The organism is Achromobacter sp. NCFB-sbj8-Ac1-l (assembly GCF_052695805.1).
Window position 1 is genome coordinate 5777834 of the sequence record NZ_CP199812.1, and the last position, 13792, is coordinate 5791625.

Here is a 13792-nt window from a genome sequence, read left to right on the forward strand (position 1 = left end):
CTGCTCTCGCTGGGCGTCGCTAGGCGGCGGGCAGCGGCTCGGCGCCGCTGCCCGCAGTCTTCGGAAAGCGCTGCTTGACGTGGTTGCATTGCGCCACCCACTGCGCCACTTCGTCGGGCAAGACCTGGCCCGACGATTGCAGATGCTGGGCGAACTTCATGATCGCGTCGAGCTGGTCGCCGATGGCGGGATAGGCGCGTGCGCGCAGCGGCGCATACGGTTCATAGTGCCGGATTTTCAACGGTGAACTCCTTGTTCAGATAGGGCCAGGCCCGGACGACGATTCGATAGGTGCCAGGTTGGTCGAAAGCCAGTTCAGCGACGGGCTCGTCGCAGGGGTAGTCGACGCCACCGATGTTGATGGTGCTGGGCACCGGCAAGCCGGACAGCGTTCCGCCATCGAGGACCGCCGGGTTCTGCGGCCGCGGCGTCAGGACGCCCTGTTTCACATAATGCGTGTCGGGATCGCTGCGGCCGTCGACCCATTGCTGTTGGTTGTGCTGGCCGGTGGCGACGATGCAGTCGTGCGGCCCGCTCATCACACCGACGATGCGGCCGTCGGCGTCGTAGAAAGAAACAGTTTCCATGTATTTACCTCTTGACCATCAGGGCAAGCAGCCGAAGCGGAGCATTGCCGGTGTAGCCCTCGGAATTCACGGTGATGGTCGACGTTCCCGCTGGCAACTGCGTCACCGCCATGACCGACAAGGGCATCGTGTTGTAAATGAGACCGCCACCCTCATTGGGCGTCGTGGAGGTATAGGAAGGCTCCACTCGATCCAGTTGGACATTGTTCGCGAGTATCCTCAGTGCGCTAGGCTGGGATGGATACCCGCCGCGATAGGCAATGATGACGGCGGGCCCCGCCACGTTGCTGACCAGCGACACCGAGCCAGCGCCTGTGCCAGACCACGCCACCGGTATCGTCACCGCGTTACCCGCGATGGCCAGCGTATCCACCTGCGCGTCGATGATGTGCGCGCGCTTGATGTAGGCCTGACCGATATTGGCCACCTTGGCGTTGAACGACCCGGTATCGATCCGTTCCGCGCTCATGAACCCCGCGTTGATCTTGCCCGCCTCCAGGCTCTGGATCATCGCGTTGGTGATCCGACCCGTGCCGATCACCGCATCGTTGATGAAGGTCTGCCCCCCCTGGATCACGAAGGGCGTGGTGGTCTGGCCGTTCGCCAGGTTCAACAACGCCAGGCGGTCCGCCAGGAAATACACCGAGCTCTGCACCGTCCCGTCGGGCTGGGCGTAGGCGCCCATCGACATGCCGGCCGCATAGATATCACCGCCTTTCGTGATCTGGGCGCGGATGCTGTAGGTGGCCTTCAGCTGGCCGTCTACATCGACCAACGCGGAGCGGGTCTCTTGCACCCCGGCAGCCGCGCCGTTGGCGGTCGCCATGACCGTATCCACGCGCGAGGCCAATGCACCATCCTCGTCGGCGCGCTTGATTTCCTCTGCGGTGATCGCCGCCCGGGTTTCCTCCAGGCCGTCGGTCAGGCCGTCGATGGTGCCGACCAGTTCCTTGGCCAGCTCGTCGCGGCTGATCTGGCCGTTCAGGTATTCCAGGATCTCGCTGGCCTGCCAGCTGGCCTCGCCCATCACGCCCTGCTCGCCCGGATACCAGGCGCCGATCTCGCCGTTCAGCGCAACGATGCGCCCCCAGAAGTAGAAACGCTTGCCGGCCGACAGCCCCATCAAGGTGTGGGCGCTTTGCGGGAAGGCATAGTCGCCCAGCTTGATGGCGCTGGCACGGTCGTTGGATGCGCTGTACCAGATCTCGGTACGCTGCGCCGTGAAACGCCCTTCCGGGAAGGCCCAGCGCAGGTCGATGCCGAACACCAGCGATTTGGTGGCCAGCAACGCCAGCGCAGGCGGCGGCGCGATGTCGCCTTCGAGCTTCGTCTCGGTGGAATTGACCCACACCGACGAGACGTCCGCCACGTTGATGGCGCGTATGCGTGCCACATAGGCGCCGGCACGGATGTCCGGCAGTTCCAGGGTCAGCGCGCCGGTGCGGCCCGCTTCGACCCAGTCGGAATTGTCGCGGCGCCATTGCACCTGATAGGCCACGGCCGACGCCGCCGCGTCCCAGCTGATCACACCGACGTGGCGCGCCATGCCCTGGTCGATCACCGAGCGAGAAGCCAGGCGGATGTTCGTGGGCGCCGGCTGCACGGACGGCGGCACCACGGTGATGGGCTTGGGGTCCAGGCGGGTGCCGAAGTCCACGTTATCGAACTTGCCGGGCTCGTGCTGCACCGCCGAAATCTCGGCAACCAGGCCTTCCTTGCGTTTCACGCTGAGCACGCGGAAGGTCTGCGCCGACAGCACTTCGGATTCCAGCGTCCAGACGCACTCGGCCTCGGGCGCCTGCGAGAACGGCGTGGTGACGGTGATGTGCAGCACCGTGCCGGGCAGGCCCACCAGATCGGCCGTCAGTTCGGTGGAATCGACCGTGAAGACGGTGTTGTCCGCCGTCAGGCCCGTACCCACCGCCTTGGCGACCACGCGGGTTTCCGACAGGCCGTTGGGCAGGTTGACCGTCAGCCGGTCGCCGGGGCGCACGCCCAGTTCGGCGTCCACCGTGATCTTGCTGGCGCTGCCTTCATGGATGCGGCCGCCGATGCGGCGGCCGGCCAGGTGCTGGTCGGCCACACGGATGACGCTGCCCGGCCGCACGCGGCAGGCGTCCAGCCCCACCGAGAACGTCACCGAACGCGTTTCCATGTTGGACGTCAGCAGCATCCACTTGCCAATGCGATGCGCCTGGCCGCGCGACGTGCAGCCAAAGCCCGTCACTTCGATCTGCTGGATGCCGTAGCGCGCAATGCCTTCGCGATTCTCGACGTATTCGACTTTCTGGCGGCCCATTTCGGACATGTCGTTCCAGGACACCAGCGCCACCGTGTAGCGCGTGGTCAGCGCCGACCCGACGTAGTTGAACTTGCCTTCGACCACGTTGGCCGACGAGAAGGTGTAGACCGGATCGCCCGGCATGTCGGCCGACGCGAACACTGCGGCGTTGGCCCAATAGGCCATGCCGCGAAAGATCGACGCGAAGTCCTGTACCACGCGGTAGGCGTCGGCCGCCTGCTGCAGATACACGTTGCAGGTAAAGCGCGGTTCCTTGCCGCCAAAGCCGTCGTCGACCATCTCGTCGCAATAGCGCCCGATCTGGTACAGGCCCCACTTGTCCAGCCAGCCGGCGGGCACGCGGGTGCCCAGGCCATAGCGGTCGTTGCTGATCAGGTCGTAGAACACCCAGGCCGGGTTGTTGGTCCAGGCCAGCTTGAAGGTGCCGTCCCACACGCCGTCGTAGCTGCGCAGGTCCGTGTGGTAGTTGGAGGGCACCCGGATGATGCGGCCGCGCACGTGGTAGGCGCGGGTCGGGATGCTCTGGAACTGCGAGGCATCGATCTTGATGCCCACCACGGCCGACATCGGATAGCGCAGCTTGGCATCGACGATCTCGGTCACCGTATCCACCATCGTCCGGTCGGAGATGGTGTTGCTGTTGGCGTTGGGCGTGATGCGGCGCACGCGGATGTTCCAGCCTTGGCGCGCGCGCGGCAGGTCGATGCGATGCGAACGGGTATAGCGCTGCGTGGTCTTGCCATCGAAGGCGGTGGACAGCACCACCTGGTAGCCGGCGCCGTCGGTGTTCACCTCGATCAGGTATTCCACCCGATAACCGTTGATGTCGCCGTTCTTGGTGTCCGCGCGGCTCAGGCCTTCCACGGCCAGCGTGATGCGCACAGCGGACGCCTGCAGATTGGTGAACAGGCGGTTCCACGGCTGGCCGGACTTCAGCTCGGCATTGATGCCGATGGTGCTTTCCGACGCGGGAAAGCCGGGCAGCGGGTCCTGCAGCTGGGTACCCGTGCGAAAGTCGATGGACGCGCCGGTGAAGTTCAGCGAACCGTCCTCGTTGGCCACGGGCGTGCCGTTCAGGTAGACGTCGCGCAAGGCGTTGTCCAGCCCGTGCACGGGGCCGTAGATCTCGCCTTCGCCCAGCAGGTCGATGACGCGGGCATAGGCGGTGCTGTGCAGGCTGTCCGGCGATTCCACCGGCGCACGGCCGCCGCCGCCCCCTTTGCCCTTGTGGCCGATAAGGTCCTGGCTGCCGGGCGCCCGCTTGCCGCCAAAAGCAAAGGCGCCCGAAGGCGCCTTGTTCCTGATGCGATGTCGTTGTTTCATACGTGGTCTTCCGAATAAATGCCTGCGGAGATCGTGGCGCTGCCGACGAACATTTCCCCGTACAGCAGCGGCACGGGATTGCCCTGCGCCGTGGTGTTCACGGGTCCGTTGAAGTTGTAGGAGGCGCCGTTTTCCGGGCCGTCCTTGGCGCTCAGCACGCGTTGCTGGGGCGACAGCATCTGGGCGACGCCGCCCAGCATCATCGACAGGCCCAGGGTTGCCGTAGCCTGCACCATGCCACCCGCCTGAAAAGCCGCCGCCAGGCCGCCGCTGTACCACGCCGCGGCCGCGATCAACACGGCACCCAGCACGGTCTGGAACAAGCCGCCGTTCTTGGCGCCTGCCAGCACCGGTGCGATACGGATGGCATCCTCGCCCACCGGATACGCCAGCTCGTCTTCCGACAGGTTGCGACGGCCGGCAAAGCACGCAAATCGCACGCCGCGCGCGTCGCTATGCGCCAGCGCTTTCTCGAAGCCGGGCAGCAGCGCACACAGCGCCCGCACGGCTTCGGCGGGGCTGGCCACTGCCAGCCGGTGCTCGCGGCCAAAGCGCGCGCCCAGCCAGCCGTACAGCCGCACCAAACGTAGTTTTTCGTTCATGCCATCCCCCCATGACGCAACACGATGCGCGTCGCCTCGCGCCAGAAACCGCCGTACACCACCCTTTCGGAATCACGTCCGTACAGGTGATGCAGCATGGCGTCCGGCAGCGGAAACAGGCCCGGCGCCTCGGCCAGCGGCTCGGCGCCGATGAAGACGCCCGCGTGATTGGCCCGGTCGGACCGCACCTGCATGATCACCACGTCGCCCGGCGCCATGGTCTCGTGCGACGCCAGCGGCCGAAAACCCGCTTCGGCGTAGTGGTCCATGTACAGATTGCCGGCGCGCCCCGCTTCCCACCAGCCGTCTTCGCGCGCGAAATCGGGCAGGCGGATGCCGCGTTCCCGGGCGTACCAGTCGCGCACCAGCGAATAGCAGTCCAGCACGCCATGGGCGAACTGGCGGCCCAACAGCGGTGCCTGGAAGCCCTCGGGCGTGAACCCGCGGATTTCGCCGGCCCGGATCTTGCCATCCAGGCCTTTTTCCACCGCCACGATGTACCAGGGCAGGCCCGAGGCCTCGCAGGCCACGCGGTCGGCTTCGCTGGGCACCGCCGCGGCATCCGGATGCGAATGCACCACCGCCGCGATCTTGCCGGTTTCCTCGGCGGCCGCGTAGTCTTCGGCCGACATCACGAAATGTTCTTCGCTGGCAGCCGTATTGCGGCACGGCACATACCATTCACGGCGGCCGGCCTTGACCACCAGCCCGCAGCATTCCTGCGGATACGTCGCCACGCCATGGTCGCGGATGGCCTGCATCGTGCTCTTGCGCATGCTTATCCCCTGACCAGGTCGGCGGACGGAAAGCCGCCGAAGTTGATGATTTCGTATTCGCCGAAGCGCTGCTTGCAATCCGACATCAGGCCCGAACACCGGTCCAGCGTGGGATCGTTGACGGGCTTGCCGTCCAGGTCGAACATGCGGCTGCCGGTGTAGCCGCAGTACGGACCGCGATAGCCGCCCTTGCGCAGCCACGCGCACACGCCCGCGATGATCGGCCGGTCGGGCAGCTTCTGCCCGTTGAAGTCCAGCGCGCTGGACAGCGAGAATTCCACCACCTGGGCGGTTTCCGCGGTCTTTTGCTGCACGATCCAGACTTCGGGCGGCAGCTCTTCCTGCGGATCCGCCGTCGGGTTGCCTTCCGGGAAGTTGGCCGCATCCAGGTACTTGCCCAGCGTGCGGCGCACCACCACCCGCGCCCCCACCAGGTCGTCCAGGTGGATGCACAGGGCCGAGATCACCCCGGGCAGCGGATTGCCCTTTTCGTCCTGGCCGATGTTGCCCACGCGCAAGGTGGGCGACGGCTGCTGGCCTTCACCCACCTGCTCGAAGCCTTCGGCCTGGATCGCCCAGGGGTCGTACTGTTTGCCTTGCCAGTAGATCGGGCCTACCTGCGTATAGCTGTGAAACCTCTGCACGGCGCCGCCGATTTCGCTGGCGTCCAGCTCGAACAGTTCTACCAGGGCGCCTGGTTCCAGCTTTTGTACGTCTGCGTTGATAGTCATTTCTATCCCTCCTCTTGCATCGAGGCAACGGGTTCGGATGCGGCCGCGCCGCCATCCAACTGTTCAAGCCGGTGCGTCAGGCTTTCAATCTTGCGATGCATCTCCTGCATCGCGCAGACCATGCGTGCAACCAGCTTCGAGCTGTCGACGCCTTGCAGCTTCATCCGCGGGCCCGAACCATGACCCTCTGGCATCACGGCGTCCTTCTCGCCGGACACAGCCAGGGGCGCTACCTCTTGCAATTCATGCGCAATGAAGCCGTCCTGCAAACTGTCGTCCATCACCATCTTGAACGTGCGCGGACGCATCTTCAGAATCGACGCCAGCGCCCAAGGTCCTTCCATGTCTGCGACGTCGTACTTAACGCGATAGTCCGAAGTCGTGTAATAGGACGTAGCAGAAGGCGAGGTCTGGATAGAACCGACAAGACCACCCGCCGCGTTCGAGAAGCCGATGGCCACCGTGTCGTCCGCTCGCGGACTGTACAAGGTACCGAACCGGGTTCCACCCCCTTCGAAGTGGATCGCCTGCCTGACCAGATAGTTGCGGCTGTATTCGGGGCCGATAACCCACGTTGCCGCAGTATTGATCCGGCCGCACTCCTGGCCGACGGCCTCGAAGATCAGCGGCTGGAAAGCGCCGGTCCCTGTCCTGCCACTAGTGATGCGGGCGCCAGAGGGAAAACACTGCAGTGACAACAGGCTGGAATTCGCCCCGTTGTCTTGCCACACATTCAACCGGCTGCCACCCGCCGCGGTACCCGGCGCGATATTCAAGTTTGCCTCGCCGGCACTGCTTTGAAATACGCCGCCCGCATTGGGACCAAAGCCCATTACGCCTCGGACCTTCCAGGTCGCCGAGTCGAACGTGAGATCCTGGGCTACGCTCGGGTCATATTTCGCGTATGCGGTCCCATTCCAGCGATACCAACCCGCGCCGTCCACGTAGATGTCACCGCAATCCGCGGTGGGCATCTGAGCCGTGTTGCTCCAGGCACCCACGGCGCGCCAGGGATGCCAGGCACCGCTGGCGGGGTTGCCGTAGCGTGCGTACTTGCGCGGCTTCTGACCCGAAAAGAGCACAGAAATTTCCTGGCTGACCATACCGGCCGCCAGCCAGCGGACGTTCATATAACCGGCATTCACGGCGGCGCTTGCGGGCCAGTTCGAGCCTGCCGACATAGGCGTAGCCGTCCCCCAGGTGTAGAAGGTATTGTCCGCAACCAGCGTATTGGCGTCGGTTGCCGCAGTCAGGTAGACGTGCGTCATTGCCTGGTCGCTGCGCGCCAGCTCGAACCATGCACCCCAGGTTGCCACCCCTGCGCTAAGAAAACGATTCCGGATGAACTTGCGTGGATTGGCCAACAGGTAGGTCGTATATTCCTGATACACCGCATTGTTACTGCCGGGCCCGAATCTCACGGACAACAGACCGGCCAGGGGCGCAGGGTAGTTGACCCCGCCCGTCGCGCCCGCATTCGTGTTCTGGCTATAGTCGCCGGGGGTCGAAAAGTTGTTCAGATTCTCGGCAGCGCCCAACGGCGTCGCGTTTACGCCGGGAACCTGGTCTTGGGGGATCTTGCCATTGCCATCCAGGGTGGCCACACCGCCGGACGCCGCCAGTTGGCTTGAATCCAGGCTGGCCACCCAAGGAGACCAATTGCCGTTGATCAACGAACGGTTATAGACCTTGTTGCCATTGGCAGCGTAATACACTTGGCATACACCGGAAGTAAGGGCGGGGCCGCCCAGCGACACCCCCGATATGACCAGCAAATGGCCCGACTGGCCCACGGGATAGTTCGACCCGCCGGCCGCAATCGCCGACGTTCCGACTGCCCACAAGCCTCGTTGGGTATAGCTGTTCAGATCCTGAGCGCCCCCCATTGCACCCGCGTACGAGACCACAGTCGTGACATCTGCCAGCTCTTTCCACGCCGACCAGACGGTAGCCGACATGCGCACGCGCCAGAAGCGCTGCATGGCCGTCACGACGTTGGTGCGCGTTGTATAGACCTGGACCACGGGCGTACCGGTGGCGGTGACTTCCAGGAACCCCACATTGGCCACCGGATAGTTAGCACCCGCCGTCGCACCGGCGATGGTGGTCTGATAGAACGATCCGGGCGTCACGTATTCGTTCAGGTCGTGCGCCGTCGTGGGCAACGCAGCCGAGTACGCGGCAGGAATCTGTGCAACGGGCACCTTGCCGTTTGCGTCCAACGCCGCCAAGCCGTTCGCAGCCCCCTTTAGCGACAGCGCGGGCAGTTCCTGCCATGCTGCCCAGGTGCCACCGTAGAGCGATCGCCAGAAGCGCCGCGAATACGCGCCCGAACGGTACTGGGTGTACTCCTGGTAGACAAATGCGCTGTCCGCGGAGCCAGCCACCTCCAGAAGGCCCGCATTGGCGATCGGGTAGTTGCTGCCCGTTTGCGCATTGGCGTTCGTATGCTGGTGATAGCGCCCCGGAGCCGTGATCGTATTCAGGTCGACCGAAGCGCCGAGGGGCGCAGCATCCCAGACGCTGGCCAGATCGGCCTGCACCGCAGTGAAATTGGCGTTCACCTTCTGCAAGGCGACGCGCAGGGGATCGCCCGTCTGGTCGTTGTCGGTCTTGCCGACATTGATAGGTTGCGTATTCGCCATAGTGTTCAAGGCCTGAAGACTTGTTGGAAGGTGACGGCCAGCGTGTACATCTCGCCGCCTAGCGCCGTCAGGTCGTAATCCGTCGCGGAGTAGAACCCCGGCTCGCCAAGCGGCGGCTGCCACTGGAATCCGCGATAGCCGTGGTGCCTGTCCAGGAAGGCGATGATCGGACTGATCTGTGCTGCCGAGCCTGCGAACTGCAACGGCCAGGACGCGACCTTGTTGTTGATGCCATCGGCCGCCGACTGGCTGTAGCCATCGCCGAACTGCACGTTCAGCACGCGGAACTTGGTCCGGCCCTGTGGATTCACGCGCGGCGACCAGGTGAAGGTTTCGATTGCCATGTTCAAGCCCCTGCTAAACGGTTGTTGCTGGCCTGCCATGCCAGGCCACCCTGTCGATACGACTGCGTCATGCGACGGTCGACCAGTTGGTTGACGTATTCGCCGATCTGCTGGCCGAACTGCTTCCAGCCGCCTTCGCCCGACTCGGTTTCCGAATTGACGTTGCCGTCCTGCACATAGACGTTGACGGCGACCCCGCCGCCCATCTGGCCGGTGTCGCCGGCTACGTTCGGGAAGGCCGCGCGAATGCCCAGCGAGCCGTCAGCGCCGCGATGCAGCGGCATGATGGCTTCGGGGCCGGCTTCGCCCATGACGCCCATGGGGAAGGCGACCGGGCTGCTGACCATGCCGTTGGTGAAGGCGTTGCCTTTGGCGCTGGGGAAAAGCGATGAAAACGACGAAAGCGCGGTCCCGCCGGAAACGAAATTGCTTCCCACAGAAATTGCTCCCTGGGCGGCGGCGCCCCCGCCTCCGAACAGACCGGAGATGAAATTGCCCGCCGTGCTGATCCAGCCGCCTAGGCCGCCACCGTTCTCGTTCTTCATGAAATTGCTGCCGAACAGCGTTTCCATCAGCTTGGCCGAGGCTGCCGATGTCACCATCTTGGCGACGTTGTTCAAGAAGGACAGCCCCATCTTGTCGAACTTCTCGGCCACGAAGTCATACATCTTCGTGCCCAGCACGTCCTGGATCTTGCCTGCGCTGGTGCGCGCGGATTCGACCAGCTTGTCATTCAGGTCCAGCATGAAATCGCCGTCCTTCCTGAAGCCGAGATTCCGTCTTTCCTTGTCGTACGTGCCCTGATCCAGCCTGCCGTCTCGCAGGGCCTGGTCCAGCGCCGCCATTTTTTGGTCCTTCTCGGCTTTTGCAGTCTCCGCGGTTTTCAGACTTGCGATGTAATCGCTCATCTTCATCTGCTCCTGGCGCTTGTCCAGACGCGTCGCCCCTTCGATCAGCCGATCCTTGTCAGGCTCGCTCTCGCCCGCGTACTTGCCGAATTCCGTCTCGTACAGCATCTTGCCGGTCTCGGACTTCAGGCTCATATACGCCGCGGTGCGCTTCTGGTCGGCAAGCACCTGCTCGACTACGGCCGATTTGACCGCTTCGGCGTTCTGCTTCAACGCCAGCGTTGCCCTTGCCTTTTCAGTGGTGCCGAGCTTGGTGACAGTGTTGTCTTTCGTGCCAGCCGTCGCGGCCTTCGCCAATTCACTGCAGCGCGCTTTCTGGGCTCCGATGTTGCGAGCCAGCAGATCGTTCTGCTGCTTGAGCGCCAGGTTTTCCGCAGCCAGCTGCGCCGCTGTCTTGTTACTTTCCATGGTCTTTCACCTCTTATAAATCCGCCTCCGGCCCGCTTGCGCGGGCCGGACACGTCGTCAAGACCCCTTCTTGACCTTCGACAGCAGGAACGCCTTCAACGCGTCCGCACCGGCCTCGGCCGGCGGTTCCGCATCGTCGGCGCCCCAGCGCACCAGCATGTCGGTGGCGCGCACCTTGGCGCCGGCAGCCTGCGCCACCGTGGCGGCCAGGCTGGCGGCGAGCAGGTCGGCCCGTTCGTCGCCCAGGGGAGACGTGCGGTCCAGTTCGCGCCACAGCGACAGTTCATGGGTGTCGATGGCCTGCATCAACTCGCCCAGCGTGCGCCCCAGCCGAAGCGCCAGGACCATCAGGAAACGGAGGTCTGGCGTTTCCTGGAGGGCTTTTTTGCGCGCTCCTGCGCCCCCTCCCCAAGGTTGCCCAGTTCGATCGCCTTGGCCACCAGCGTGGCGTGCGCCAGCCCGTAGGCCGCCGCGACGATGTCCACGTCTTCGTCGCGAAAGACACGCTGCGGACCATTGGCGGTCTGCTCGAACAGGGTGCGCACCAGCAGGCTGGCCGAGGCGCGGGTGTAATCCACGCCCGGCGCATCAAGCTTGGCGCGCACAGTGTCGTTGTCTTCGCCCGGCACCACGCCCGCGGCCGCCCAGATGGCGCGGATGTGGAACAGATGGTCGCCGGCGCTGGGCGCGCGCACGATGACGCGCGCGTCCTGCCATTGCGGCACGGTGACGGTTTCATGATGGAAACCAGCCAGGGGATCGGCGGCCAGGCCGCGCAGGCCCGCTGCGCGAGCCAGGGGATTGATCGACGTGTCCGTCATGGCGCTCAGCCCCCGTTGGCGGGTGCGTCGGTCAGCTTGACGGCGCCAGTGACGCGCACGTTGAACGTGGCGGACACGACGTTGTCCAGCTGGCCTTGCCACTGGTACTGCGTGACCAGGCCGAGGAACTCGAACTTGGCGCCGTCGGCGAAGGTCACGCGGAACGCGCGGGTCTTCTTGTCGCTGCGCGCGGCCACCAGCGCCTTCTGGGCGGGGTCACCGGCCTTCCAGTTGCCGGCCATGCTGAAGGTGCCGCTGTCGTCCAGGCCCAGGGCATATTCCTTGGCAGTGGACTTGAGCACGGTGACGTCGATCTCGGTGGTCTGGCCGCCCTGGAAGTTCGGATCCTTGATGGTGATCGCCAGATCGGCGTAGGTCAGGCCAGCGGCGCCCAGGTCTTCGGTGGCCGTGGTGGACACGTCCAGCTGCGTGCCCTGGGTTTGAACGAATTGCGAAACGGTAGTACCTGCCATTGCAGACTCCAGAAAAAAGCCCGCCGATGGCGGGCAACTGTGGCCACCCCGAGGGTCGGCGCGGCCATGAAAAAGGCCCCGTGGCGAATGCCACGGGGCCTGATCAGCGTGTTGAGGATGAAGTGTCGAAGCAGCGCCGCCCGCCCACTGCGCGGGACTGGCATTGCACATGTTCTGAAAAGAAAAAACCCGCGGGCAAGCACGGGTTTCGTGTAGGCCAGCGGGTGGGTTTTCTTCGGGCGCAACTTGCCCCGACGACTGAATTATGCGCGGGCCTTGGACGGGCTGCAAGCGCTGGCGCGATCTGCGTGTCGCACTTGCGGCGCGGTCACCAGCGAACGACGACGCAGGGCGGGCAAGAGTGCGGCCTTGGCCTCCTGGTAGGCGGCATGCTGCTGCTCGGGCGTCATGCGCGGGTTGCTGAACACGCGCGCGCCGGCGGCCTTGTTGCCTGCGTGCACGCCGATGGCCGAGCGTTGCTGCCAGGGCAGTTCGTCGATGCACAATTCGGTCTGCTCGCCGCGCGCGGCGGTCAGGCGTGCATCGATGTCTTCGTCGTCGACGTAGGCGTCGTCGGGCACCATGCCCCGCGCGAATGCCGATACGCGGCCCACGCCCAGCTTGGGCCGGTAGCCGCGGCTCCAGTGGTACCACTCCATGATCAGTGCTTCGACCTGGTCCGATTCTTCTCGCGTCATGCCCTGCCCCTTCTGAATGCTTGCGCGGGCCGTGCGGTCCGCGTTGCCCGCCGGCCGCGCGGCGAACGAGCGCGCAATCGCGGCCCCCGCCTGCGATGCCGCCACTGCCCAGCCTTGCGGTGCCCGCAATGCCATGTTTGCTGCCTGATCCATATGCCGCTCCTTGCCGTTGAGTTCGTTGCCGGGGTAAGCCGCCTGGCTGTCCCGGGAGTGCGCCGCGCGGGCGCCTGGTGCGCGGACCGGCTGCGCCGCCGGTCGGAAAGATTGTCGGGAGAAGTCTTCTGGTAGCGAAACGCTACCTACGCTTCCGTCTGATAACAGCACGCGTTTTGGGTAATTCATACCTGGAATTCTACAAGTGTATAATCGCCTTTTCAACACTTGTTGTTGCACAACATTCCACAACTGTTTAGCGTCCGCACCATGGCTCTCGGAAAACAAATCAGGCGCTATCGCGCCGCGCTCGGTCTCACCCTGGAACAGCTGGAAGCCCGCACGGGCGTGGGCGTGGGCACCATCGCCGCCCTCGAAGGGCGCGACAGCGAACGCTCGAAATACGCGGCCCGGCTGGCCGCCGGGTTGGGGCTGTCGCTGGAACAATTGCTGGACGAAGCGGCGCAATATCCGCCCGATACGGTGCTGTCCGCGCCCGACACCCTGCTGCGCCTGGACGACGGCCTGGCCGACGATTTGCGCATCCCGCGCTTCGATACCGGCGGTGCCATGGGCGCGGGGGTCGAACTGCGCGACCAGCCAGGCGTGATTCAAAGCCTGCGCGTCAGCCAGGAATGGCTGCACAAGAACCTGCGGCACTACACCTCGGTCAGCAACCTGTGCGTCGTGACGGGTTTCGGCGACAGCATGCGGCCCATGTACAACCCCGGCGATCCGCTGCTGGTGGACCTGGGCGTGGCCAAGGCCGACATCGATGGCATCTATTTCTTTCGGGTGGGCAACGAAGGCTTCATCAAGCGGCTGCAACGCATTCCCAGCGCGCGGGGGTTGCTGATTCGCGCCAAATCCGAGAACACCAAGTACGACGCCTGGGACATCACCGAAGACATGGACCTGCAGATTTTCGGGCGTGTGCTGAAGGTGTGGCGCAGCGACGATTTCTGAGGCGCGCGATCAGACAGGCACGATCTGATGCGCGCGGGCTTGCGTGAGGCATTCG

General features: G+C 64.7%; 14 protein-coding genes. 1 reads left to right on the forward strand and 13 read right to left on the reverse strand.

Features of this window, described 5'->3' with window-relative positions; genetic code table 11:
• Positions 1 to 19 precede the first annotated feature (19 nt).
• The 13 genes from ACUDP5_RS26520 to ACUDP5_RS26580 form a co-directional block, all read right to left on the reverse strand.
• On the reverse strand, positions 20 to 241 hold the full coding sequence (locus ACUDP5_RS26520; protein WP_263909252.1) for a hypothetical protein: 222 nt from the start codon (positions 239 to 241) through the stop codon (positions 20 to 22).
• Complete coding sequence (locus ACUDP5_RS26525) at positions 222 to 587, reverse strand: hypothetical protein (protein WP_445657640.1); 366 nt, start codon at positions 585 to 587, stop codon at positions 222 to 224. The genes ACUDP5_RS26520 and ACUDP5_RS26525 overlap by 20 nt, the downstream gene beginning before the upstream one ends.
• 4 nt (positions 588 to 591) lie before the next feature.
• Positions 592 to 4212 carry a host specificity protein J gene (locus ACUDP5_RS26530; RefSeq protein ID WP_445657641.1) on the reverse strand — a complete coding sequence of 1207 codons (3621 nt, stop codon included), beginning with the start codon at positions 4210 to 4212 and terminating at the stop codon, positions 592 to 594.
• A complete protein-coding gene (locus tag ACUDP5_RS26535; RefSeq protein ID WP_445657642.1) occupies positions 4209 to 4814 on the reverse strand; it encodes a tail assembly protein in 606 nt (201 codons plus the stop codon). Before ACUDP5_RS26535 ends, ACUDP5_RS26530 begins: the two co-directional genes overlap by 4 nt.
• Complete coding sequence (locus ACUDP5_RS26540) at positions 4811 to 5590, reverse strand: C40 family peptidase (RefSeq protein WP_445657643.1); 780 nt, start codon at positions 5588 to 5590, stop codon at positions 4811 to 4813. The genes ACUDP5_RS26535 and ACUDP5_RS26540 overlap by 4 nt, the downstream gene beginning before the upstream one ends.
• A gap of 2 nt (positions 5591 to 5592) precedes the next feature.
• Positions 5593 to 6321 carry a phage minor tail protein L gene (locus ACUDP5_RS26545; protein ID WP_445657644.1) on the reverse strand — a complete coding sequence of 243 codons (729 nt, stop codon included), beginning with the start codon at positions 6319 to 6321 and terminating at the stop codon, positions 5593 to 5595.
• 2 nt (positions 6322 to 6323) lie between these two features.
• Positions 6324 to 8966, reverse strand: coding sequence for a pyocin knob domain-containing S74 family peptidase (locus ACUDP5_RS26550; RefSeq protein WP_445657645.1), 2643 nt, complete (start codon positions 8964 to 8966; stop codon positions 6324 to 6326).
• A 5-nt stretch (positions 8967 to 8971) separates the two neighbouring features.
• On the reverse strand, positions 8972 to 9310 hold the full coding sequence (locus ACUDP5_RS26555; protein WP_263909237.1) for a phage tail protein: 339 nt from the start codon (positions 9308 to 9310) through the stop codon (positions 8972 to 8974).
• Between the two features lie 2 nt (positions 9311 to 9312).
• A complete protein-coding gene (locus tag ACUDP5_RS26560; protein WP_445657646.1) occupies positions 9313 to 10626 on the reverse strand; it encodes a phage tail tape measure protein in 1314 nt (437 codons plus the stop codon).
• Positions 10627 to 10683: 57 nt separating this feature from the next.
• On the reverse strand, positions 10684 to 10974 hold the full coding sequence (locus ACUDP5_RS26565) for a phage tail assembly protein T (protein ID WP_263909234.1): 291 nt from the start codon (positions 10972 to 10974) through the stop codon (positions 10684 to 10686).
• Entirely contained in the window at positions 10974 to 11447 is a 474-nt protein-coding gene (locus tag ACUDP5_RS26570) for a phage tail assembly chaperone (RefSeq protein WP_263909232.1), read from the reverse strand. Before ACUDP5_RS26570 ends, ACUDP5_RS26565 begins: the two co-directional genes overlap by 1 nt.
• Before the next feature lie 5 nt (positions 11448 to 11452).
• Positions 11453 to 11920 (reverse strand): phage tail tube protein, encoded by a 468-nt coding sequence (locus ACUDP5_RS26575; protein ID WP_445657647.1) that lies wholly within the window; start codon positions 11918 to 11920, stop codon positions 11453 to 11455.
• A gap of 263 nt (positions 11921 to 12183) precedes the next feature.
• On the reverse strand, positions 12184 to 12771 hold the full coding sequence (locus tag ACUDP5_RS26580) for a hypothetical protein (RefSeq protein ID WP_445657648.1): 588 nt from the start codon (positions 12769 to 12771) through the stop codon (positions 12184 to 12186).
• 270 nt (positions 12772 to 13041) lie between these two features.
• On the opposite strand from ACUDP5_RS26580, the gene ACUDP5_RS26585 reads away from it, so the two are divergent.
• Positions 13042 to 13737, forward strand: a complete 696-nt coding sequence (locus tag ACUDP5_RS26585) for an XRE family transcriptional regulator (RefSeq protein ID WP_263909228.1) — start codon at positions 13042 to 13044, stop codon at positions 13735 to 13737.
• The last annotated feature ends 55 nt before the right edge of the window (positions 13738 to 13792 follow it).

Bases quoted from the DNA above. Each gene is read 5' to 3' on its own strand.
- ACUDP5_RS26565 (WP_263909234.1), bottom strand. From the start codon at position 10,974: ATGGTCCTGGCGCTTCGGCTGGGGCGCACGCTGGGCGAGTTGATGCAG.
- ACUDP5_RS26540 (WP_445657643.1), bottom strand. From the start codon at position 5,590: ATGCGCAAGAGCACGATGCAGGCCATCCGCGACCATGGCGTGGCGACG.
- ACUDP5_RS26530 (WP_445657641.1), bottom strand. From the start codon at position 4,212: ATGAAACAACGACATCGCATCAGGAACAAGGCGCCTTCGGGCGCCTTT.
- ACUDP5_RS26560 (WP_445657646.1), bottom strand. From the start codon at position 10,626: ATGGAAAGTAACAAGACAGCGGCGCAGCTGGCTGCGGAAAACCTGGCG.
- ACUDP5_RS26550 (WP_445657645.1), bottom strand. From the start codon at position 8,966: ATGGCGAATACGCAACCTATCAATGTCGGCAAGACCGACAACGACCAG.
- ACUDP5_RS26575 (WP_445657647.1), bottom strand. From the start codon at position 11,920: ATGGCAGGTACTACCGTTTCGCAATTCGTTCAAACCCAGGGCACGCAG.
- ACUDP5_RS26585 (WP_263909228.1), top strand. From the start codon at position 13,042: ATGGCTCTCGGAAAACAAATCAGGCGCTATCGCGCCGCGCTCGGTCTC.
- ACUDP5_RS26555 (WP_263909237.1), bottom strand. From the start codon at position 9,310: ATGGCAATCGAAACCTTCACCTGGTCGCCGCGCGTGAATCCACAGGGC.
- ACUDP5_RS26580 (WP_445657648.1), bottom strand. From the start codon at position 12,771: ATGGATCAGGCAGCAAACATGGCATTGCGGGCACCGCAAGGCTGGGCA.
- ACUDP5_RS26570 (WP_263909232.1), bottom strand. From the start codon at position 11,447: ATGACGGACACGTCGATCAATCCCCTGGCTCGCGCAGCGGGCCTGCGC.
- ACUDP5_RS26545 (WP_445657644.1), bottom strand. From the start codon at position 6,321: ATGACTATCAACGCAGACGTACAAAAGCTGGAACCAGGCGCCCTGGTA.
- ACUDP5_RS26525 (WP_445657640.1), bottom strand. From the start codon at position 587: ATGGAAACTGTTTCTTTCTACGACGCCGACGGCCGCATCGTCGGTGTG.
- ACUDP5_RS26535 (WP_445657642.1), bottom strand. From the start codon at position 4,814: ATGAACGAAAAACTACGTTTGGTGCGGCTGTACGGCTGGCTGGGCGCG.